Below are 21,224 nucleotides of genomic sequence, written 5' to 3' on the forward strand. Positions count from 1 at the left end.
GGCACACTCAACCCGGGCGCTCCCGTGACGCGCCGTGGTGCTGTCGCTGCGCCGGGTGGCTGGCATGTCCGGGACTGGAAACGTGCTGGTCATAGGCCTGTTCACCGGTGCGGAGCCCGGCTAGCATTCCGGTCACGGCGGCCCTGGTCCCCCCGCGATCGGGGCTGCCGGCCAACTTGGCGCGCCCGTCCGGCGCCGCCTTCTGGTTGGGGCATCAGGTGCACCAATTCGGACAAATCGTTAGATACATTGCGATTCGTGCGTTTCGGCACCATGAACCCCGGATCTCCCAGGAGGCCGCACCCCGTGCACACCATCACCCGGCTCGGCGTCGTCGTCGCGACCGCGCTCGCCACGACCGCCGTCTTCGCCCCGTCCGTCTCCGCCACCGAGTCCCGCGCCGACCAGGACCGCCCCGGCGCCCGGCATGCCGTGTTCGTCCAGACCGACAACCTGGCGGGCAATCAGATCGTCGCCTACCACCGCGAGGATGACGGGCACCTCAGCATGGCCGACACCTATGACACCGGCGGCCTCGGCGGCATGCTGGCGGGTTCGGCGGTCGACCACCTGGCCTCGCAGGGCTCGCTGACCTACGACGAGCAGCACGCGCTGCTCTACGCCGTGAACGCCGGCAGCAACACCGTCACCGTCTTCTCGGTGGACGGTGATCGACTGACGCAGCGTCAGATCATCTCCTCCGGTGGGACGTTCCCGGTCAGCGTCGCCGTGCACGACGACGTGGTCTATGTGCTCAACGCGCTGGACGGCGGCTCGATCCAGGGCTACCGGGTGGCCGACGGGCGGCTCCACCTCAAGCGGGACTGGAACCGCTGCCTCGGCCTGGACCCCAGTGCCACACCGCAGTTCACCAACACCCCCGGCCAGGTCGGGTTCATCGCGGACGGCTCGCAGCTGCTCGTGACGACCAAGGCCAACGGCAACGCCCTCGACGTCTTCGCGCTCGACCACGGCGCTCCGGCGGACACCCCGGTGGTCAACGTCCAGCCCGGCACGGTGCCCTTCGGGTTCGTCCAGCACGGTCCGCACCTGCTGGTCGCCCAGGCCGGCCCGAACGCGGTGTCGACGCAGATGGTCGCCCCGGACGGCACCGCCACCCAGTCGTCCGTCGTCGACACCGGTCAGGCGGCCACCTGCTGGATCAGCCGGGCGGGCCGCTTCGCCTACGCCTCCAACGCGGGCAGCGCGACGCTGAGCGGCTACCGGATCGGCGACGGGGGCGTGCTGAGCGCGCTGGGCACCACGCCGACCGACCCGGGCACCGTCGACTCGGCGGTCACCCCGGACGGCCGCTACCTCTACGTCCAGACCGGCGCGAACGGGATCGTCGACGAGTTCCGGGTCAACGACGACGGCTCGCTGACCGAGGTCGGCTCGGTGACCGTCCCCGGCGCGGTCGGCGGTGAGGGGATCGTCGCGGCCTGATGACGCGGCCGCCGGGCCCTGACCTGGGCCCGGCGGCGGTCAGCCGGCGGCGGCTTCGTCCACTGTCGGGACCGGGGTCTGGTTGAAGGCGTAGTAGACCGCCAGCAGCCCGTGTACGGCCAGGGCCAGTGGCGCCGAGATGAAGGCCAGCAGCACGGTCAGCGGATAGATCACCAGCCCCAGGCTGAAGCGGGCGCGGGTCGCCCGGGCCGCCCGCGGGTCGACCCGGTCGTCGAAGCACTGGCCGGTGCGGGTGACGTGGAACCAGAACAGCACAAAGGTGACGGCGTGCGCGACCATCGTCGCGCCGTAGACGGCGACGGCGAGATGGGCCGACTGCGGAGTGCGCAGGTTCTCGGCGACCAGCGCGGTGGGGAACGGGAGGGCGGCGACCACCATGAGCAGCAGCAGGTTGAGGAAGACCAGGGTGCGGTCGACCCGGGCGATGTAGCTGAAGACGGTGTGGTGGTTCACCCACATCACGCCGATCACCAGGAAGCTCACCAGATAGGCGCAGTACGAGGGCCACTCGGCGCCGAGCGCGTGCCACAACTGGTGCGCGGTGCGGGCCTTGGGGACGCTGATCTCCAGGATCAGCAGGGTGATCGCGATGGCGAACACCCCGTCGCTGAACGCCTCGACCCGCCCCGAGTCGGTCATCCGCGTCGTCGTCGCCTGCTCAGTCGCCATCCGGCGAGGATCCCAGCCGCCGCAGCGCGCAACGGGTAGCGACGCGCTAGCCCTGGTGGCTGTCGGGGAGGTACCAGTGGTGTGGGGCGATCAGCTCGCGGATCGCGTCCGGGCCCCAGGAACCGGGGGCGTAGGGCTGGACGGGGGGTGGGTCGGCGAGCAGGTCGGTGGAGATCTCCCAGAGGCGTTCGATGCCGTCGGAGCGGGTGAACAGCGACTGGTCGCCGAGCATCGCGTCCAGCAGCAGCCGCTCGTAGCCCTCCAGGCCGTATTGGCTGCGGAAGGAGTCGGCGTAGCGGAAGGTCATCTCGGCGGGGCTCAGGTGCATTGCGGGACCGGGCTCCTTGACCAGGAAGCCGAGGGTGATCCAGCCGGGATCGTCGAAGTCGATGGCCAGGCAGTTGCCGCGCCGGGAGTGCGGGGCGCCGGGGAACATCCGCTGCGGCGGCTTCTTGAAGTGCAGGGTGATCAGCTGGCGGCGCTGGCCCATCGACTTGCCCGACCGCAGGTAGAAGGGCACCCCGGCCCAGCGCCAGTTGTCGATCTCGGCGCGCAGCGCGACGAAGGTCTCGGTCCGCGAGGCCGGGTCGACGCCGGGCTCCTCGCGGTAGCCGTCGTACTGGCCGCGGACCACGGCGCCGGGGTCGATCGGTCGCAGGGCCTGGAAGACCTTGCACTTCTCGTCGCGCAGCGGTTCCGCGTCCAGTGAGGTCGGCGGCTCCATCGCCACGATTCCGAGCAGCTGGAGCAGGTGGGTGACGATCATGTCGCGGTAGGTGCCGGTCTGTTCGAAGAACTGCGAGCGCCCCTCGATCCCGATCGCTTCGGGGACGTCGATCTGCACATGGCTGATGTGGTTGCGGTTCCAGATCGGCTCGAAGAGCCCGTTGGCGAAGCGCAGCGCCAGGATGTTGTCGACCGACTCCTTGCCGAGGAAGTGGTCGATCCGAAAGACCCGGTCCTCCGCGAAGACGGCGTGCACCGCCGCGTTCAGCTCGCGGGCCGAGGCGAGGTCGGTGCCGAACGGCTTCTCGACGATCACCCGGGCGCCCTCGGCGAGCCCGCTGTCGCCCAGCATCGCGATGACGGACTGGAAGGCGGCCGGCGGCACCGCCAGGTGGCAGATCCGCCGGGGCTCGCCGCCGATGGCCTGCTCGGCGGCCTGGACGGCGCGCAGCAGTGGCCCCGGGTCCTCGGGGTCGGCGGCGCCGAAGGACAGCGTGGCCTCGAACGCGTCCCACGGCGCGCCCTCGGGGGCGCTCAGGCCGAACTCCTGTACGGCCTGGCGGGCGTGGGCGCGGAACTCCTGGTCGGTCAGCGCGAATTCGGCCGGCGCCGAGCCCACGATCCGGTAGCGCGCGGGCAGCAGGTCGGCCCGGGCGAGGTGGAAGAGGCCGGGCAGCAGCTTGCGCCGGGCGAGGTCCCCGGTGGCGCCGAACAGCACGATGACGTGGTCGTCCGGGCGGGGGTCGTCCGGGCGGGGGTCGGCGGCCTGCTGGGTGGACGCGGCTTGCTTGGACATGGCACCTCCTGACCCCCGTCCCTCCATCGTGCGGGACGTCCCCGGGCCCTGCGAGTCAGTGGCGGGCCGGCTCCGGCTCGGGCTCCGGCGCGGTGAGCTCATGGGCCAGCGGCGAGCGGCTGAGCAGCACCAGGCCGAGCAGGATCAGCGCGCTGCCCGCCAGCTCCACCGCCGCCCACCAGCCGCCCCGGATCCGCTCGCCGTAGAGCACGGCGCCCAGCGCCACGCTGGTGCCGGCGTCCCCGAGGGTCAGTGCAGGCTGGGAGAAGACCAGTGACCCGGACTGCAGCGCGTTCTGCAGCAGGAACAGCGAGGCCACACCCACCGCGGCGAAGCCGTACGTCTGCCAGGCGGTGAAGAAGCCGCGGATCCCGTCCGCCTCCCAGCGCAGCGCCGAGGTCTTCAGCAGGGCCGCGGTCAACGCGTATCCGATCGCCGCAGCCAGCGCGAGGCAGGCTGCCCTCACCGCCCCCGGCGGGCGCGCCGCGGCGGTGGCGGTGAGGAAGGCGGCCGCGCCCAGGCAGCAGACCAGCACCAGCACCCAGCGCCCGGCCGGCACCGCCGAGCCGTGCCCGGCGGTCGGCGAGGCCGCCCACAGCGCGACCCCGAGCCCGACGGTGATGCAGCCCGTCGCCCGCCACACCTCGGCCGACAGCCGCCGGCGCAGGATCACGCCGGCCAGCAGCAGCGCGATGGGCAGCTCGAGGACGAAGACCGGCTGGACCACCGACAGCGCCCCGTTCGCCAGCGCCAGCGCCTGGAAGCAGGCCGCCGCGCCGGTCGCCGCGATGCCCGCCAGCCAGACCCGCTGGTGCACCAGGCGGGTGATCAGGCTCCAGCGCAGCCCGTCCGCGGCCGGCACCCGCCGGGCCGCCTTGCGCTGCAGCACGGTCGCCAGCGCGTTGCTCGCGGTGGTCAGTAGCGCGAACAGCACTGCCGCAGGGGTGTGCACGGGCCGCCTCCAGTCCCAGAGGCCCCGCCGGTAGCGGCGGGGCCTCCTGATCCTGTCACCGAGCGCGCCCGCGCGGTGTCAGCCGGCGGCCGTCGAGACCTCCGCGCCGAGCGCCGCCCGGAGCGGGAAGTGGCAGGCGGCCAGGTGGTTGTCCGGGCCGTAGGCCGTCAGCGCCGGCTCGGTGGTCGCGCAGATCTCCTGGGCGGCCGCGCAGCGGGTACGGAAGCGGCAGCCGGACGGCGGGTCGATCGCGGACGGCAGTTCGCCGGCGATCCCATGGCTGCTCTTGGCCTTCTCCACCGCGGGGTCGGCCACCGGGATGGTGTCCAGCAGGCCGCGGGTGTAGTGGTGCACCGGCCGCGAGTACACCGACTCCGCCGGGCCGATCTCCACCAGCTTGCCCAGGTACATCACCCCGATCCGGTCGGACAGGTAGCGGATCACCGACAGGTCGTGCGAGATGAACAGGTAGGAGAGGCCGAGCTCGCCCTGCAGGTCCTTCATCAGGTTCAGCACCTGCGACTGGATCGAGACGTCCAGCGCCGAGACCGGCTCGTCCGCGACGATCAGCCTGGGCCGCAGCGCCAACGCGCGGGCCAGCCCCACGCGTTGGCGCTGGCCGCCGGAGAACTCGTGCGGGTAGCGCTCCAGGGCGCTGAGCGGCAGGCCGACCAGTTCGAAGATCTCCCTGATCCGCCGGTCGCGCTCGGCCTGGCTGTCGACCCGGTGGATGTCCAGTGGCTCGCGCATGATCGAGCTCACCAGCATCCGCGGGTTCATCGCCGCGTAGGAGTCCTGGAACATCAGCTGGACGTCCCGGCGCACCCGGCGCCGGGCGGTCCGCGGCAGCGCGGCCAGGTCCTGGCCGTCGAAGACCAGGCTGCCGCTGGTGGGCGTCTCCAGACCGACGATCAGCTTGCCGACGGTGGTCTTGCCGCAGCCCGACTCGCCGACCAGGCCGAGCGTCTCGCCCTGGTGGACCGTCAGCGAGACGCCCGCCACCGCGCTGACCGTGCCCACGGTGCGCCGCAGCACCAGGCCGGAGGTCACCGCGTACTCCTTGACCAGGCCGTCGATCCGCAGCAGCGGCTCGGTCAGCGTGCTGTCGCGTGAGGCCGCCGCTGGTGTGCCGGTCGTGGCGGCGGCCACCGGCAGGGCCTCGGTGTGCAGGCCGGGCCGACCGACCGGCAGGATGCAGGCGTACCGGTGCCCGGGGACGTTCCCGGTCAGCGGCGGCTCGGCGGAGCGGCACGCGTCGACGGCGTACCGGCAGCGCATCGCGAACCGGCAGCCGGCCGGCGGCGCCGTCAGGTCCGGCGGCAGGCCCGGGATCGAGTAGAGCCGCTCCCCGGATTCGGCGCCGCGCTCCGGCAGTGAGGCGAACAGCGCCTCGGTGTACGGGTGCCGGGGGTTGGCGAAGAGCGCCTGGGTGCTGGTGGTCTCCACCACCTTCCCGGCGTACATCACGGCGATCTTGTCGGCGCGTCCGGCGATCACCCCCAGGTCGTGGGTGACCAGGATGACGGCCATGCCGAGCTGGTGCTTGAGGTCGTCGATGAGTTCGAGGATCTGCTTCTGGATGGTGACGTCCAGCGCGGTGGTCGGCTCGTCGGCGATCAGCAGCTTGGGCTCGTTGGCCAGCGCCATGGCGATCATGGCGCGCTGGCGCATGCCGCCGGACAGTTCGTGCGGGTAGACCAGCGCGCGCTGCGCCGGGCTGGGCATGCCGACCAGGGAGAGCGCCTCGACGGCGCGCTCGTGCGCCTCCTTGCGGGAGACGTGGCGGTGGATGCGTACCGACTCGGAGATCTGCTTGCCGATCGTCATGGTCGGGTTGAGCGAGGTGGTCGGGTCCTGGAAGATCATGCCGATGTCGTTGCCGCGGACGGTACTCATCTCGTCCGGGGCGAGCGTCAGCAGGTCGCGGCCCTCGAGCAGGACCTGACCGCCGGTCACACTGCCGCCGTTGGGCAGCAGCTGCATGATCGACATCGCGGTCATGGTCTTGCCGCAGCCCGACTCGCCGACGATGCCCAGGGTCTCGCCGGCCTCGACGCTCAGGTCGATGCCGTCGAGGGCGTGCACCACCGAGCGCTTCAAGCGGATCTCGGTGCGCAGGCCGATCAGTTCGAGCAGTGGCACGGCCGGACCTCCCCGGTGGGTCGCGTGACTGGACGGGTCATCCGGCTCACCGCTTCTGCAGTCGGGATTCGAAGGCGTCGCGCAGGGCGTCGCCGATGATGTTGAAGCACAGGATGATCAGGATGATCAGCACGGCGGGCGGGTAGATCATCCACCAGTAGCCCTGACTGGCGTAGTTGGTGCCGATGTTGAGCATGCCGCCCAGGTCGTCGTTGGGTGCCTGCAGGCCCAGGCCGATGTAGCTGAGCGTGGACATCGCGAAGACCGCGTCGGCGATCGAGAAGGTGGTGTTCACGATCGTGGTGCCGACGGTGTTGGGCAGGATGTGCCGGAAGATGATCCGCCGGGCGCCGGCGCCCATCATCCGGGACGCCGCCACGTAGTCGCGGACCTTGATGGCCAGCGCCTCGCCGCGCACCAGGCGGGTGATGCCGAACCAGAAGGTCAGGCCCACCTCCAGGATCAGCATCTCCTTGCTCTTCCCGTAGACGCTGCTCAGGTAGATCAGCAGGAAGATCAGCGGGAAGGACATCAGGGAGTCGATCACCCTCATCATCAGCGCGTCGACCCAGCCGCCGAGATAGCCCGCGATCGCGCCGTACAGCGCGCCGACCACCGCGGCGATCAGGCCCGCCGCCAGGCCGATCTCCAGGCTGGTCTGGCCGCCGGCCAGCAGCTTGCCGAGCTCGTCGACGCCGTCGTTGTCGGTGCCCAGCGGATGCCCGGCGCCGGGTGGCAGGGTGACCTCGGTGAGGTTCACCACCGAGGTGTCGGAGTGGTAGAAGAGCGGGCCGAGGAAGCACAGGCCCACCACCGCGACCAGCAGGCCGACCGCGACCAGGGCCAGCCTGTTCTCGGCGAAGACCTCCCAGCCGCGCCGCAGCATCGAGCGGGGGGCCTCGACCGGTTCGCTGCCGGGCGCCGCCGCGGGCGGCTCGGCCGTCGTTTCGGGTGCGGTCGTCATCAGGTCAGCCTCACTCGGGGGTCCAGGACGGCGTAGCCGATGTCGGCCAGCAGCGAGCCGATCACGGTGACCACCGCCGTCAGCAGGGTGGCCGCGAGGGTGATGCTGTAGTCGTTCTGCAGCGCGGCCCGAGTGGTCAGCAGGCCGATGCCCTGGATGTTGAACACGTACTCGACGATCAGCGCACCGCCGACCAGGGCGGGCAGCGAGAGGCCGATCAGGGTGACCATCGGGATCAGCGCGTTGCGCAGCACGTGGGCGTACAGGGTGCGGCGCATCGAGGCGCCCTTGGCCTGGGCGGTGCGCACGTACTCCTGGGTGATCTGGTCCAGGACGCCGGAGCGCATATAGCGGCTGTAGCCGGCCACGGTGGTGACGGTCAGGGTCAGCACGGGCAGGCAGACCGCCTCCGGATGGGTCAGCGCCCCGCCGAAGGTGGAGATCTGGTTCTGCACCGAGACCCACCGCAGGTCGTCCTCGAACCACTGCTGGATCAGGAAGCCGAGGAAGAAGGTCGGCACCCCGTAGGCGACGAAGGAGAACACCGTGAAGGCGTGGTCGAGCGCGCTGTTGCGCCGGGTCGCCTGGATCATGCCCATCGGCACCGCGATCAGCATGGCCAGCAGCAGCGAGCTGCCGACGATGTACGCCGAGGCGCCGAGCGCGTTGAAGAGCAAGTCGGAGACCGGGCGCTGCTGGGCGTAGTCGAAGCCCAGGTTGCCGTGCAGCAGGTCGTCCAGCCAGGTCCAGTACTGGCTGTAGAGGGGTTTGTCGAGGCCCATCTGCTGGGTCAGGTGGGCGATGTTGGCCGGGGTGGCGCGGGAACCGAGGATCGCTCGGACCGGGCCGCCCGGCATGAGCTTCATCAGGCCGAAGGAGATGACGGTCACCATGAACACCGTCACCACGGACTGGAAGAGCCGACGGATGAGGTAGGCCGTCACCGCGGCCCCCCGGAGGGGACCGCGGTGACCCGCGTGCGGGAGTTCATCACTTGGTGTAGTACCAGTACTCCGGCTCGTACCCCTGGAAGGGGTCGCCCGCGTCGATGTGCAGGTTCTTGCTGATCTCGGAGACCGCGAGCTGGTTGGGGATGTACGCCACCGGCTGCTCACCGGCGATGTAGTCCTCGTAGGCGTACATGTCGTTGATGTCGCTGGTGGTCGTGGTCTTGACGATCAGCTGGTCCAGCTTGGGGTCGCTGAAGCCCCAGACGTTCGGGCCGGCGCCGGTGGCGAACAGCGCGTCGCCGGTCGGGTAGTAGTCGGGCGAGTAGACCCAACCGCCGTAGAGCAGGCCCTGCCACTGGCAGCCGGCCGGCTGGGCCGCCGTGCAGGCGATGCCCTCGTTGCCGATGGTGTTCTGGGTCTGGCTGACGGTGTTGATGGCGAAGCCGGCCTTGGCAGCGTCCGAGCGCATGTCGGCGGCCATGGTGTCCAGCGCGGCCTGGCCCGACGGGTAGTCCAGGGTGAACGCGGCCTTGGTGCCCGCGGCGATGCCGGCGCCGCACTGGTTGGCACCGGTGCCCGGGCTGGTGCAGACCGCCGGGGTGCTGTCGGTGTTCCAACCGTGGCTGCTCAGTAGTTGCTTGGCGGCCGAGGTGTCGAAGACGGCCTGCTCGGACTTGGCCTTGGGGGAGAGCGGGTTACCGGCCGGGATGCCGGGGATGGCGCCGGTGGTCGGGTAGCCCCAGCCCTTCCAGATGCCGTTGATGATGCCCTGCTGGTCCACGGTGTCCTGGAGCGCCTTGGTGAAGTAGCTCTGCTTGAAGAGCGGGCCCACACTGGAGTTGGCGAAGTTGATCTGGTAGTACGAGATCCCGTCCAGGTACTCCGGGGGCGCGATGTAGTAGCCGCTGGTGCTCAGCGGGTTGCCGGAGTCGGGGTTCTTGGCGTTGAACGGTGGGGCGTCCTCGGCCGGCAGGTAGCCGTAGTTGATCGCGTTGGAGCTGCTGCCGCCGGCCTTCAGGTCCGCGTACTCGGTGGTGTCCGAGGTGTACGGGACGAAGTCGACCTCGCTCAGGTACGGCTTCTGCGGGCCCGAGTAGGAGCTGTTGGGCACCATGCCGTACGCGCCGGAGGTGCCGTTGTAGCTCTTGAGCTTCCACGGGCCGTCGACCACCGACCAGATCGGGCTGCCGACGTAGCCGGCGCCGTTGGTCGACTCCTTGCTGAGGTAGGTGTAGTCGGCGGTGCAGTCCTTGGTGGCGGCGTCCGAGCCGAACGCGTCGCTCGCGCAACTGCCCTTGGCGCTCGGACCGGTGAGGTCCCAGGCCAGCGGCATCGGGGTGATCTGGCTGAGCTCGTCGTCCAGGAACCAGGTCTGGCTGACCTGGGTGTTCAGCGTCATCGTCAGGGTCTGGCCGGAGGCGGTGGCCGAATCCACGTTGTCAGGGAAGTACTTGGCGCCGATCGCCGGGTTCGGCGGGGTGTAGTAGGCGCTGTTGGCGCTCTCGGCCTTGGCCATGTTGATCCAGAACAGCACGTCCTGCGCGCTGACGCTCTCGCCGTTGGACCACTTCCACGGCTTGAGCTGGATGGTGACGGTCTTGCCGTCGCTGCTCCAGGTGGGCTGCTGGGCCAGCGAGACGTCCTGGTCGAGGCTGACCTTGTCGTTCAACCCCCAGTAGTACAGCGGGCGGTAGAACTCCTGCTGGAACTCACTGGTGTTCACCGTACTGACCTGGGCGGCCGTGTCGAACGGCCAGATGGCGTCCGGGAAGGTGGAGGGCAGCTCGGCGACCCGCACCACGCCCCCCTGCGTCGGCGCGCCGGTCGGGCCGCTGCCGATCGGGCCGCCGCCGGTGCTACTGCTGCTGCACGCAGCAGTAGCGGTCAGTGCTGCGATGAGCACCGCCGCTTTCTTGAGCCTCCGCGATCCTGCGGGTTTCATCATTCTCTGAACGCCTCTCTCCCACACGCATGAGCACCAGCGATTTCCCGGATTCCGATGGAACTCCGGAGTCGCACTCGGTCCTCCCGTTCATTTGCCTACGGGGGCAACAGTCCGAGTGTTGGGTACCAGTGAGACGCATTTCCTAGGCGGAGAGAAGAGTCGTGCAGGACTCCAGTTAGTCACGTTTCCATCAAGGCACCGATTTGCCTGATAAGTACGATCCGGGCTGTTGGGGCTGTGTGTGGCGATCCGCCGGGCGATTGAACGCCACAGGTGTCCCACTAGTCACAGGGGTCTCAGTGAATGCGTTTGGAATCGGGGATCTCTTGGTGCATCCGGTGTCCCGATGGCCTCTTTTGTATTCGCCGGCAGGTGGCTGCCGGGTCGTTGTCGGGGTCGCTGCCGGGCGGCTGGTGAATGCTGGTATTCACCGGGATTCGCGCGCCGACCTGCGCATTCACCGGAATCAGGCCGTCCGGTGCCGGAATTCCCGGGGCGACGGGTTCCGGCTTTCGCGGCGGGTCGCCGGGAGTTCGTGTGCACGACGTGCGCCGGTGGGCCGGGCGCGGGCGGTACCGGCCGTTCCGGCTCGGCCGACGGGTGGTGGGTCGGCGGTGGGTGGGCGATCGGCGGACGGTGGTCGCGGGGCGGTGGGGCGGCTGGGGTGGGGTGGTTGGGGTGGGTGAGGCGTCGTTTTCGGCCAGTCGGCCGGGGTGCGGGGTGGCCGATCGGCTCAGGTCCGATGAGGACATGTCAACTGCGGGTGGCAATACTGCGGTGAACGTCCGTTCAGTCGACCAAAGGAGTTCGATATGCGTACGCAGAACAGGTTCGCGGCCGTGCTGACGACCGCGCTGGCCGCCGCCCTGGCGCTCGGGGTGGGCACGGTGTCCGCGGCCGCCGACGCCCCTGCGGGCCCGGGGGTGCCCGGGGTGCCCGGAGCGCTCGGGATGCTCGGGGTGCCCAACGCGCTGGTCCTCACGGTGAGCGGCGCCGCCCCGAACGCCTCCGACACCGAGCGCGCGGTCACGCTCAGCTGCCGCCCGCAGCCCACCGGGGACCACCCGGACGCGGCGGCGGCCTGCGACAGCCTGCTCGGAGTCCAAGGCGACTTCGACGCGCTGCCGGTCGAGCACATCTTCTGCCCCGAGCTGTACCTGCCGGTGGTCGCCACCGCCGAGGGCGTCTGGGACGGCGCGCAGGTCGATTACCAGCAGAGCTTCACCAACGAGTGCTCGCTGCTGCGCGCGACCGGCCAGGTCTTCGACTTCTAGCCGCTGGAAATAATGCGGGCGGCGGTGTCGGATCGGGGCGAAGGTGTTCGTAGTAGAGGTGAGCGGGCGCCCGCGAGGGGCGTTCCCGAAACACAGGAGATGGTGCGAGATGCAGTACCTGGTTTCCGTGATCACCGACGCGACCGAGCTCGCCACCCCGCAGGAGCAGGCGGCGATCGACGTGTTCAACGACCGGCTCCAGGCCGAGGGCCACTGGGTCTTCGCCGGCGGCCTCGGCGGGCCCGACACGGCCACCGTGATCGACAACCGCGGTGCGCAGGCGCTGTTCACCGACGGGCCCTTCGTGGAGTCGAAGGAGTACCTCATCGGCTTCTGGATCCTTGAGGCTCCCGACCTCGACGTGGCGCTCAAGCTGGCAGCCGAGGGTTCGAAGGCCTGCAACCGGAAGATCGAGGTGCGGCCGTTCCTGTGAGCGTGACCGACCCCCAGGAGGCGATCACCCGGGCCTACCACGAGGAGTGGGCGCGGGTGGTCGCCACCCTGACCAGGTACTTCGGTGACCTCGACATCGCCGAGGAGGCCGCGGCCGAGGCGTTCGCGACCGCCGTCGAGCGGTGGCCGGCCGACGGCGTACCACCGAACGCCGGCGGCTGGCTGACCACCACCGCCAACCGCAAGGCCATCGACCGGGTCCGGCGCGAGCACAAGCGCGGCGACAAGCAGAGGAAGGCTCAGCTGTTGTACGACGACGAACCGCCCGAGCCTCTCGGCGCCATCGAGGACGAACGGCTCCGGCTGATCTTCACCTGCTGTCACCCGGCGCTGGCGATGGAGGCCCGGGTGGCGCTGACACTGCGCCTGGTCGGAGGTCTGACCGTGACCGAGATCGCCCGGGCCTTCCTGCTGCGCCGGCTGGGCTGCGGGCAGCAGTCGCGCGCGGCCTACGACAGAGCCATCGAGCTGGCGGGCAACACCGCCGAGATCGCCTCCCTGACGCGCCGTCGCGACCAGCTGGGGTGGCGGCCCCCTTTTGGCGTGGCCCGGCGACCGGTCACCCTTTCGGGGCTTCGGAGCGAACTATGCTGCGAGGCAAGCCGGAAGGGGGCATCGGGTGAGGCTCAGCGGGGTGGGCAAGCGGTACGGGCGGGGTGCGCCGTGGATACTGCGCGGGGTGGAGCTCGCCGTGCGGCCGGGGGAACTGGTCCGGATCGAAGGGGCGAACGGCAGCGGCAAGTCGACGCTGCTCAAGCTGATCGGCGGCGTCGAACCGCCGAGTACGGGGACGGTCGCGGTGCCCGGCCGCCGGGCGTACGTCCCCGAGCGGTTCCCGCCCGCGCTGCCCTTCGACGCGCGGACGTACCTGTGCCACCTCGGCCGCATCCACGGGCTGTCCACCGCGGAGTCCGCCCGCCGGGCCGGGCACTGGCTGGACCGCTTCGGCATCGCGGACCGGTCCGGCACCCCGCTGAGCCGGCTCTCCAAGGGCACCTGCCAGAAGGTCGCCGTCGCGCAGGCCCTGCTCGCCGAAGCTGAGGTGCTGCTGCTGGACGAGGCCTGGACGGGGCTCGACCAGGCAGCCCGCACTCTGCTCGACGAGGCGGCCGCCGAGCGCGCGGCGCAGGGCGGCCGGGTGCTCTTCGTCGACCACGACCCCAACCGGCTGGCGGGCGTGGCCACCGCCGCGTACGCGGTCCACGACGGCGGACTACGAGCCGTCGAACCGTCATCGGAGGCTGGGCCAGGCCAGTTGATGATGCGGATCGAGGTGGACGGGCCGCTGCCGGACCGGCTGCCGGGCGACCCGGCCCGCACGCCGCTGGAGGACGGCGGGACGGCCCTCGACGTACCGGCCGGGCACTGCGATGCGCTGCTGCGCCGGCTGCTCACCGGGCAGCCCGCCGCCCACATCCGTTCGGTCCAGCCTCAGGGGAGGCGGCCGTGACCGCCCTGATCCGCTATCAGCTGGAGCTGCTGTTCCGGTCGCAGCGCTGGCTGCCGCCGTTCCTGGCATACGCGCTGCTGATGGTGATCGGGATCTCGGCGGGGGAGTCGCTGCTCGGCGCGTACGGCTTCGGGACGGCGATGCTGCTGCCGGTCACCGCCTGGTACGTCCGCTGCACGGTGACCGGCGAGCCGGCCGCCTCGCGGGCCTGCCTCGGTGCGGCGGCGGGCCGGCCGCGCACGCACCTCGCCGCGCTGCTGGCCGCGCTGGTCACCGGGCTGCTCCTCGGGCTGGCCGGGCTGCTCGGGGTCTGGGCGGTCAGCGGGCGGACCACCCTGGCGCCGCAGGCGGAGGCGCCGCTTCCGCGGGTGCTGCTGGCGGGCCTGCTCGGCACGGTGGTGTGCGTCCTGCTGGGCGTGGTGGTGGGGGCGCTCTGCACCCGCCCGGTGCTGCCGCGCGCGCAGTACGGCATCCCGGCGAGCCTGGGGGCGGCTGTGCTGGTGCTGGTGGTGGCCGGGTCGCCGGCGAACGCCGTCGTCCGGGCGCTGATCACCGCTTCGCGTACGGCGCGGGTGACCTTCCCGGTGGTGGCCCTCGCCGAATCCGCCGTGCTGGCCGCCCTGGTGATGGCGGGTGCGGCGGTGTTCGCCGGGCGCCGTACGGAGGGGGACGACTGAGGTCCGGAGCCGGCTCGTCGCCGGGCCGATCCCGCTGGTGGGGTCGGCCCGGTGACGTGTGCTCAGGCCCGTTCGAGCACCACGACCGGGATCTCGCGGTCGGTCTTGGTCTGGTACTGGTCGTATGCGGGCCAGGCCGCGACCATCGTCCGCCACATCCCCGGCTTCTCCTCGGGTCCGGCGGTGCGGGCGTGGGCGGTGAAGCGATCGCCCTTCACCTGGACCTGCACGGTGGGATCGGCCTGGAGATTGAGGTACCAGGCCGGCGGCTGGTCCGCGCCGCCCTTGGAGGCGACGACCAGCAGGACGTCCCCGTAGGGCTGGTAGATCAGCGGGGTGGCGTGCTGCTGCCCGCTCTTGCGGCCGGTGGTGGTGAGGATCAGCGCGGTGGTGCCCTCCCAGTCGTGGCCCTCCGCGCCGTCGGTCTCGATATAGCGCTTGACGTGCTCGCTGCCGAACAGCATCTGCCAACTCCTCTGTGGATACCGATGGTTCGTTGCAGTCGTCGGCGGCCCCGCGGTACTCGCGGGCCCGGCGCCGCTGCCTGCTGACCGGTTCAACGCCCGGGCGCCGTCATCGGTCACCGCCGGGTTCGAACTCCTGGTGACCGGGCATAGGTACCCCGACCTCGACGAGGATTCGTCCGACGGCGCCGGCAGGGCCGCCGAGCAGACCCGCGACGCCTGGCCACCCGCCGTCCCCACCAGGAGCATCCATGGCCGCCCTCCCGTCGACCCAGCCGTGGCGCGTCGTCATCACCACCGCCGATGGCACCCTCATCGAGACCAACCACCGTACCAGCCAAGGCGCTTACAACCGGGTCGTGGCCGAACGCGAGGCCATCGCGGACGGCCGGTCCAGCAGCACGGCCATCCGGGTGGAGCGCTGGAACGCCGAGTACGACCAGTGGGCGCTGTACGAGCAGGCCTACCTCAGGCGCTGAACACCCGAGCGGCGCGGGGCACTTGGGCCGACCCCTCAGCACGGCCCTGCGGGAGGGCCCGGCGACCGGCTGGCCCCCAGGTCGGCGAGGAGGGTGGGGGAGGGTTGCGGGATCTCGCCGAAGTCGCTGTCGGCGCAGTCGATGGGGAGGCCGTTGATGACGGCCTCCAGTCGGGCCGGGAGGGCGGGGTGGCGGCCGCGGTGGCACTGGGCGAGCAGGTCGTTGCGGACCTGCTCGGGCAGCAGCGGGCGGGCCGCGCGAACCGCGGGGCCCGGGGCGCTCGCGGGTGGGCGCCGGCTCTGCGCGCGCCAGTAGGCGGCGTCGCGGTACTCGGCGCGCTGCTGGTGGGCGAGGAAGAGGCAGAAGGCGGCGGTCCGGTTGCCACCGCCGGCGGCGAAGCGCCACCAGAAGCCGGCCGCCTCCCGGTAGCCGGCGAGGTGCAGCAGCGCGGCGAACACCAGCGCGCCGGAGGGTTCGATGCACTGGTCGTTGACCAGCCGGCCGAGGCTGCCGGCGGCTTCGGGTGCGTCCACGATCAGCGCGACCGCGAGGTCGAGGTCGTGCGCCGCCTGGTCGCTGGCGGCCGGGAACGCGCGCGGCGGGGTCTCGGCGTGCGGCGGGGCGTCGGCGCGCGGCGGGGTTTGCGCGCCGATGTGAGCCGCCGCGCGCCGGCGGGCGTGCACGGTGTGCGCGATGCGTCGGCGGGCGGCCTCGGAGTCGTAGCCCTCGTACTCGTCGCCGAGCACCTCGGCTCCGTCCAACAGTGCGTCGATGGAGAGGTGTTCGTGGATGCGGTGCACAACTACTCTTCCCGGTCGGGTGCTTCCGGCAGGTTCAGGTCCTTGGACAGGCGGCGCTTGGCGTGTCGCACATGCGAGCGGACGGTGGCGGCGCCGATCCCCAGGTACTGGGCCACCTCCTCGTCCGGGTAGCCCAGCACATAGCGCACCACGATCACGTCGTACTGCCGGTCGGGCAGCGCGGCGATGGCGTTGTAGAGGCCCAACTCGCTCTCCAGGAGCGTGAACTGGTCGCGCAGCTCGTGGATCAGCAGCTTGCCGATCGCCGAGCGGAAGGCCGCCGTCCCCACCAGGACCGGGTGCAGCCCGCGCTCGTCCAGCCAGCCCTGCACGTGCTCCTTCAGGACCGTCCAGGCGTACTCGGGCACCGACTCCTGCTCCAGGGCGTGCTCCCAGTGCTCCAGCAGGTAGGAGCAGGCGTCCTCCACCACCGTGAGGGCGGCCGCACGATGGCCGACCTGGGTGTGGGCGTACCGCAGCCAGAGTTTGTGGTGGTATTCGTGGAAGGCACTGAAGGTCACGCCCGGCCGCCGGAGCAGCTGGCCGAGCGGTTGGTGGTACGGGCCGCTGCCTGCGTCGATGCGCGGGGCGCTGGGCCGATGCCCCATCAGACGCTCCTTTCGGGACGGTTCGCTTCCGGATCGACGGTCACGGGCGTCCCGTTCATGGGGCACCGCACCGCTCCACGGTGGAGCGGGCGTCGGTGCGTGGTGCTGGTGGGCTCGGTGCTGGGTAGTGCTGTCACTGTGCTGTTGCTGTGTGGTTCTCTACTGAGCAGCAAACCGGATGAACGGCCTCGTTGTGCAGCCCGAGTTCCAGAAAATATCACCCAGCGGAATATTATGATTACTCTGTGGGGCGGCGGCGGGCGAGCTGGTGGCGGCGGGGCTGTGGAGGCGGGGCGCGATGACGGGCGACGGCGTGGTTGACCTGGAGCTGGACCGGGCGCACTCGGCCCGGATGTACGACTACTTCCTCGGCGGGAGCACCAACTTCCCCGCCGACCGCGAGGCCGCCGTGCGCGCGATGGCCGCCTTCCCGCTGATCCTCTCCACCGCCAGGATCAACCGCCGCTTCATGCACCGCTCCACCCGGTTCCTGGCCCGGTCCGGCATGCGCCAGTTCCTGGACATCGGCACCGGCATCCCCACCTCGCCCAACCTGCACGAGATCGCCCAGGGCCAGGCGCCCGAGGCCCGGGTCGTCTACACCGACAACGACCCGATCGTGCTCGCCCATGCCCGGGCCCTGCTGCAGAGCCACCCCGCCGGTCGCACCGCCTACGTCCAGGCCGACGTCACCGACCCCGCGGCCCTGCTCGCCGCGCCCGACCTGCTGGACGCCCTCGACCTGAGCCGCCCGGTCGCGCTGAGCCTGAACGCGCTGCTGCACTTCATCACCGACGACCGCGGCGCGCACGCGATCGTCGACCGGCTCAAGGCGGCCCTGCCCTCCGGCAGCACCCTGGCCATCAGCCACGTCACCCCCGACTTCGACCCCGAGGGCATCGCCCGCCTCACCGAGGCCTACCGCGCCGCCGGCACCCCGGGCCAGGCCCGCACCCGGGCGGAGGTCGCGCGCTTCTTCGACGGCTGGGAGCTGCTGGCGCCGGGCATCACCCCCTCCCACCGCTGGCGGCCCGACCCGCAGGACGCGCCGGACGAGGTCACCGATATCGAGGCGGCCTGCTACGCCGGGATTGCCCGCAAGCCGTAGGGCGTGCGTCTCGTCCGATAACTGGTTGTGTACGGGCCGGAGTTGACCGAGACTGCCGCAATGTACTCTGACGCCGACGCGGCCGCGCTGTACGACCTGCTGAACCCCTGGGATCCCGACCGGCATCCCGGAGACCGCTTCTACTACCCGCTGCTGACGTCGGCGGACTCGGTCCTGGACGTCGGCTGCGGCACCGGCGCGATGCTGCGGCTCGTACGGGAGCGGGGCCATCGCGGCCGGCTGGTCGGCCTTGACCCCGACCGCGCCGCGTTGGACCGGGCCCGGCGCCGGGAGGACGTCGAGTGGGTCGAGGGCCGTGCGGCGGACGCCGAGCGCGGCGCCGGCTTCGAGCTCGCGACGATGACCGGCCACGCCTTCCAGTTCCTGCTCACCGACCACGAGGTGAGCTCCTCGCTGGCCGCGATCCACGCGGCGCTGCGCCCCGGCGGCCGCTTCGTGTTCGAGACGCGCCATCCGCTGGCGCGGGCCTGGGAGGGGTGGGACCAGTCGAACCCGGACGACGTCGCCGAACTCGTCGACGAGGCCGGGCGGGTGCTGCGGGTCTGGCACCAGGTCGATTCCGTCGTCGGCGACGTGGTCACCTTCCACGGGACGCTGGCCGGGGCGGACGGCACCGTGCTCCGGGTGGACTCCGAGAGCCTGCGCTTTCTCGGCGTCGCGGAGCTCAACGCCTTCCTGGCCGAGGCGGGCTTCGAGATCGAGGCGCAGTACGGCGACTGGGACCGGGCGCCGGTGACCGACGCCAGCCGGGAGATCATCACGGTCGCCCGCCGGGCGTAGTTGCGCGGGACCCGCCGCGATGCGCGCGTTCCGCCGAACGGGTGACGGCCAGCACCGCCATGTCGTCGTCCCGGGGGCCGCCGGTCCACTCCTCGACGTCGCCGACCAGGGTGTCGATCACCTGCTGCGGGCGGCCGAAGGGCCCGCGGTCGCGCAGCCGGGTCGCGGGGTCGTAGAAGGTCCCGGCGCCGTTGCGGGCCTCCGTCACGCCGTCGGTGAGCAGCAGCAGGGTCTCGCCGGGTGCGAACGGCCAGCTGTCGGCGGCGGGGCGGGTCAGGCCGAGGCCTCCCATGCCCAGCGGGAGGCCGGGCTCGCCGGCCTCCAGTGTCCGGACGGCGGCGCCGTCGAAGAGGTAGGCGGCGGGGTGGCCGCAGTTGAGCAGCCGCAGCAGGCCGGCGTCCGGCGTGATCTCGCCGAGCAGCGCCGTGATGAACCCCTCCAGGCGGAGCTCCTCCTCAGCGTCGGCGAGCTCGCGCTGCAGCGAGTGCTCCAGCCGGTCGGCCAGCGCGCCGAGGTCAGGAGCCTGCTCGGCGGCCTCGCGGAAGGCGCCGAGCAGCACCGAGACCGCCCGCACCGCGCCCAGCCCCTTGCCGCGGACGTCCGCGATCAGCAGCCGCGTGCCGTGCGGCGTCTGCTGCACCGCGTACGCGTCGCCGCCGATCAGGGCCTCGGTCTGGGCCGCCCGGTAGCAGGCGGCGAAGACCAGCGGCCCGATCCGCTCCGGCGGGGCGGGCAGCACCGCGCGCTGCGCCGCCTCGGCGACCGAGCGCACCACGGCCAGGCGGTGTCCGTAGCGGGCGATCACCCGGTTCACGCCAATCCCGATGGCCACGGCGAAGAGGGTGTTGGCCAGCTCCAGGTAGCCCGCGGTGTGGCCGGTCAGCCCGTCCCGGACGGACAGGATGATGATCCCGACGGTGAGCGCCGCTCCGACCAGCAGCACGTGCCGCAGCGAGAAGAGGGCGCCCGCCACCACGCAGGCGGCCGCGATCATCGGGTCGCCCCAGTAGTCGGCGGGCGCCAGCGCGTCCCAGGCCAGCCCGGCGGCGACCAGTGCGCCCGGCACGAAGCGCAGGGCGGGCGGCCACTGCGTGGAGCTGGATCGGGTGGAGCTGGATGCCATGCGTGTCCCCGATCGCGGCGCCCCGGCCATGGTTCGGCGGATCAAGCCTAGTCGGCGCGGGGCGGGTGGGCCTGTGGTGCGGTGCGGGGGGCCTACCGGCCGTAGGGCTCGCAGGCTGCGGCGGTCTGCTCGGTGATCATGGTGAGCAGGCCCTCGCGGCCGCTGTCGCGCGCGGTTCGGCGCTGCTGTTCGGCGCCGTTGCCGTCGCGCAGCATGCGATGCAGGACGGAGATCACCTGCCGGGCGTCGTCGGCCGCCCGCAGAGCCGGGAGCAGGTGGTCCACCAGGTCGGTGAGGACGTCACCGGCCTTGCGGAGCCGACCGGTGACCGGGTCGTGCAGCCCGTCGGTGATCCCGTAGCGGGCGGCGTGCCAGCCGGCGGCGGCCAGGCGCTCGGGCTGGTGGACGGCGACCGGCCGTCCGCACTCCTCGTCGCGCAGCGCCGTGACCGCCAGCGCGCGGACCATCCCCGCCAGCATCACCGCGTCGTCGGCCCGTAGTTGGACGTCCATCGCGCGGACCTCCACGGTGGGGTAGCGCTCGGAGAGCCGGGCCTGCCAGTACAGCTGGCCGGTGTCGCGGATCATCCGCGCCTCCTGGAGCGCGCGGATCCGGCAGTCGTAGTCCCGCGCGTCGGCGAAGAGCGGCGGCACACCGGTGATCGGCCAGCGGCCGAAGACCAGGGTGCGCCAACTGGCGAAACCCGTGTCGTGGCCTTGCCAGAACGGGGAGTTGGCGGAGAGCGCCACCAGCAGTGGCAGCCAGGGCCGCAGCCGGTTGAGCACCAGCACGCCGGCGGCCCGGTTCGGCACGCCCACATGCACGTGCATCCCGTTGATCAGCTGCTCGTCGATCAGCTGCGGCGCGTCCGAGTGCAGCGCCCGATAGCGGGCGGATTCCGTGACCGGCTGCGGCTCCAGCCCCGCGAACGGGGCGGCCCCGCAGGCGGCCAGGCAGCAGCCCACCTCCTGGGCGGCCTCGCCGAGCGCGAGCCGCAGCCGCAGCAGATGGCCGCCGACCTCCGCCAGCTCCCGGCAGACCGGGGTGGCGATCTCCAGCTGCGCCTGGAGCAGCTCCGGCTGGACCTCCCCCTCGCTCAGCGCCGGTTGCAGGCCGGCGGCGGCCCGGACCTTCTCGGTGAGCGGGACCGGCAGGCCGGTCAGCGGGTCCAGCAGCAGGTACTCCTCCTCGACGCCGAGCGTCAGCAGGGCGGCCTGCTCAGGCACGGCGCGCGGGGTGGCCGGGTACGGGGCGGTGGTGGCTGGCGCGGCTTGCGTGGCTTGCGGGTGCGCGGGTCATGGTGGTCGGCTACCCGCGCTGCCGGGGTCGAATCGCCATCGCGGCGGCGGACTGTCGTACCCGGGGGCTAGCTTCGG

The 21,224-nt window shown here is 71.6% G+C and carries 20 protein-coding genes and 1 pseudogene; 9 read left to right on the forward strand and 12 right to left on the reverse strand.

From position 1 onward, the window contains the following. Positions 1–306: 306 nt before the first annotated feature. Entirely contained in the window at positions 307–1,446 is a 1,140-nt protein-coding gene (locus P3T34_RS36420) for a beta-propeller fold lactonase family protein (RefSeq protein WP_280670607.1), read from the forward strand. Positions 1,447–1,485: 39 nt separating this feature from the next. Here the strand turns inward: P3T34_RS36420 and P3T34_RS36425 are convergent, their stop codons facing one another. From P3T34_RS36425 to P3T34_RS36455, 7 genes are all read right to left on the reverse strand, one after another. Then, on the reverse strand, positions 1,486–2,136 hold the full coding sequence (locus P3T34_RS36425) for a TMEM175 family protein (RefSeq protein ID WP_280670609.1): 651 nt from the start codon (positions 2,134–2,136) through the stop codon (positions 1,486–1,488). 46 nt (positions 2,137–2,182) lie between these two features. After that, complete coding sequence (zwf, locus tag P3T34_RS36430) at positions 2,183–3,658, reverse strand: glucose-6-phosphate dehydrogenase (protein WP_280670611.1); 1,476 nt, start codon at positions 3,656–3,658, stop codon at positions 2,183–2,185. 55 nt (positions 3,659–3,713) lie between these two features. Continuing rightward, positions 3,714–4,610 (reverse strand): DMT family transporter, encoded by an 897-nt coding sequence (locus tag P3T34_RS36435; protein WP_280670613.1) that lies wholly within the window; start codon positions 4,608–4,610, stop codon positions 3,714–3,716. Between the two features lie 78 nt (positions 4,611–4,688). Next, complete coding sequence (locus P3T34_RS36440; protein WP_280670615.1) at positions 4,689–6,752, reverse strand: ABC transporter ATP-binding protein; 2,064 nt, start codon at positions 6,750–6,752, stop codon at positions 4,689–4,691. Positions 6,753–6,798: 46 nt separating this feature from the next. Continuing rightward, positions 6,799–7,716: an ABC transporter permease gene (locus P3T34_RS36445; protein ID WP_280670617.1), complete on the reverse strand. Its 918-nt coding sequence runs from the start codon at positions 7,714–7,716 to the stop codon at positions 6,799–6,801. Further along, positions 7,716–8,660, reverse strand: a complete 945-nt coding sequence (locus P3T34_RS36450; RefSeq protein WP_280670619.1) for an ABC transporter permease — start codon at positions 8,658–8,660, stop codon at positions 7,716–7,718. The genes P3T34_RS36445 and P3T34_RS36450 overlap by 1 nt, the downstream gene beginning before the upstream one ends. A gap of 46 nt (positions 8,661–8,706) precedes the next feature. Then, entirely contained in the window at positions 8,707–10,569 is a 1,863-nt protein-coding gene (locus tag P3T34_RS36455; RefSeq protein WP_280670621.1) for an ABC transporter substrate-binding protein, read from the reverse strand. Between the two features lie 854 nt (positions 10,570–11,423). Here P3T34_RS36455 and P3T34_RS36460 point away from each other — a divergent pair. From P3T34_RS36460 to P3T34_RS36480, 5 genes and pseudogenes are all read left to right on the forward strand, one after another. After that, positions 11,424–11,885: a subtilase-type protease inhibitor gene (locus P3T34_RS36460; protein WP_280670623.1), complete on the forward strand. Its 462-nt coding sequence runs from the start codon at positions 11,424–11,426 to the stop codon at positions 11,883–11,885. A 109-nt stretch (positions 11,886–11,994) separates the two neighbouring features. Further along, entirely contained in the window at positions 11,995–12,318 is a 324-nt protein-coding gene (locus P3T34_RS36465; protein ID WP_280670626.1) for a YciI family protein, read from the forward strand. Between the two features lie 56 nt (positions 12,319–12,374). Next, positions 12,375–12,494: pseudogene (locus tag P3T34_RS36470) on the forward strand (hypothetical protein); the annotation flags it as partial. Between the two features lie 463 nt (positions 12,495–12,957). Further along, positions 12,958–13,788, forward strand: coding sequence for an ATP-binding cassette domain-containing protein (locus P3T34_RS36475; protein WP_280670628.1), 831 nt, complete (start codon positions 12,958–12,960; stop codon positions 13,786–13,788). Then, complete coding sequence (locus P3T34_RS36480; protein WP_280670630.1) at positions 13,785–14,465, forward strand: ABC transporter; 681 nt, start codon at positions 13,785–13,787, stop codon at positions 14,463–14,465. The genes P3T34_RS36475 and P3T34_RS36480 overlap by 4 nt, the downstream gene beginning before the upstream one ends. A gap of 62 nt (positions 14,466–14,527) precedes the next feature. Here the strand turns inward: P3T34_RS36480 and P3T34_RS36485 are convergent, their stop codons facing one another. After that, positions 14,528–14,929, reverse strand: coding sequence for a nitroreductase family deazaflavin-dependent oxidoreductase (locus P3T34_RS36485; protein ID WP_280670632.1), 402 nt, complete (start codon positions 14,927–14,929; stop codon positions 14,528–14,530). Positions 14,930–15,180: 251 nt separating this feature from the next. On the opposite strand from P3T34_RS36485, the gene P3T34_RS36490 reads away from it, so the two are divergent. Beyond that, the gene (locus P3T34_RS36490) at positions 15,181–15,408 is read left to right on the forward strand and encodes a hypothetical protein (RefSeq protein WP_280670634.1); all 228 of its coding nucleotides are present in this window, start codon (positions 15,181–15,183) and stop codon (positions 15,406–15,408) included. A gap of 35 nt (positions 15,409–15,443) precedes the next feature. On the opposite strand, the gene P3T34_RS36495 is transcribed toward P3T34_RS36490, so the two are convergent. Continuing rightward, positions 15,444–16,208 (reverse strand): hypothetical protein, encoded by a 765-nt coding sequence (locus P3T34_RS36495; protein WP_280670636.1) that lies wholly within the window; start codon positions 16,206–16,208, stop codon positions 15,444–15,446. Between the two features lie 2 nt (positions 16,209–16,210). Then, complete coding sequence (locus tag P3T34_RS36500) at positions 16,211–16,816, reverse strand: sigma-70 family RNA polymerase sigma factor (protein WP_280670638.1); 606 nt, start codon at positions 16,814–16,816, stop codon at positions 16,211–16,213. A gap of 298 nt (positions 16,817–17,114) precedes the next feature. On the opposite strand from P3T34_RS36500, the gene P3T34_RS36505 reads away from it, so the two are divergent. Together P3T34_RS36505 and P3T34_RS36510 are read left to right on the forward strand one after the other, a co-directional pair. After that, positions 17,115–17,924, forward strand: coding sequence for an SAM-dependent methyltransferase (locus P3T34_RS36505; protein WP_280670640.1), 810 nt, complete (start codon positions 17,115–17,117; stop codon positions 17,922–17,924). Positions 17,925–17,984: 60 nt separating this feature from the next. Next, positions 17,985–18,725: a class I SAM-dependent methyltransferase gene (locus tag P3T34_RS36510; RefSeq protein ID WP_280670642.1), complete on the forward strand. Its 741-nt coding sequence runs from the start codon at positions 17,985–17,987 to the stop codon at positions 18,723–18,725. Here the strand turns inward: P3T34_RS36510 and P3T34_RS36515 are convergent. Then, positions 18,703–19,848 carry a PP2C family protein-serine/threonine phosphatase gene (locus P3T34_RS36515; protein ID WP_280670644.1) on the reverse strand — a complete coding sequence of 382 codons (1,146 nt, stop codon included), beginning with the start codon at positions 19,846–19,848 and terminating at the stop codon, positions 18,703–18,705. The two genes, P3T34_RS36510 and P3T34_RS36515, sit on opposite strands and share 23 nt — an antisense overlap. A gap of 92 nt (positions 19,849–19,940) precedes the next feature. After that, positions 19,941–21,056: a glutamate--cysteine ligase gene (locus P3T34_RS36520; RefSeq protein WP_280672619.1), complete on the reverse strand. Its 1,116-nt coding sequence runs from the start codon at positions 21,054–21,056 to the stop codon at positions 19,941–19,943. Positions 21,057–21,224: the final 168 nt, after the last annotated feature.

The organism is Kitasatospora sp. MAP12-44 (genome assembly GCF_029892095.1).
Taxonomy (GTDB): domain Bacteria; phylum Actinomycetota; class Actinomycetes; order Streptomycetales; family Streptomycetaceae; genus Kitasatospora.

Coding starts and splice junctions, on each gene's coding strand:
- P3T34_RS36425 (WP_280670609.1), bottom strand. CDS start 2,136: ATGGCGACTGAGCAGGCGACGACGACGCGGATGACCGACTCGGGGCGG.
- zwf (WP_280670611.1), bottom strand. CDS start 3,658: ATGTCCAAGCAAGCCGCGTCCACCCAGCAGGCCGCCGACCCCCGCCCG.
- P3T34_RS36445 (WP_280670617.1), bottom strand. CDS start 7,716: ATGACGACCGCACCCGAAACGACGGCCGAGCCGCCCGCGGCGGCGCCC.
- P3T34_RS36460 (WP_280670623.1), top strand. CDS start 11,424: ATGCGTACGCAGAACAGGTTCGCGGCCGTGCTGACGACCGCGCTGGCC.
- P3T34_RS36465 (WP_280670626.1), top strand. CDS start 11,995: ATGCAGTACCTGGTTTCCGTGATCACCGACGCGACCGAGCTCGCCACC.
- P3T34_RS36485 (WP_280670632.1), bottom strand. CDS start 14,929: ATGCTGTTCGGCAGCGAGCACGTCAAGCGCTATATCGAGACCGACGGC.
- P3T34_RS36490 (WP_280670634.1), top strand. CDS start 15,181: ATGGCCGCCCTCCCGTCGACCCAGCCGTGGCGCGTCGTCATCACCACC.
- P3T34_RS36500 (WP_280670638.1), bottom strand. CDS start 16,816: ATGGGGCATCGGCCCAGCGCCCCGCGCATCGACGCAGGCAGCGGCCCG.
- P3T34_RS36505 (WP_280670640.1), top strand. CDS start 17,115: ATGACGGGCGACGGCGTGGTTGACCTGGAGCTGGACCGGGCGCACTCG.
- P3T34_RS36510 (WP_280670642.1), top strand. CDS start 17,985: ATGTACTCTGACGCCGACGCGGCCGCGCTGTACGACCTGCTGAACCCC.
- P3T34_RS36515 (WP_280670644.1), bottom strand. CDS start 19,848: ATGGCATCCAGCTCCACCCGATCCAGCTCCACGCAGTGGCCGCCCGCC.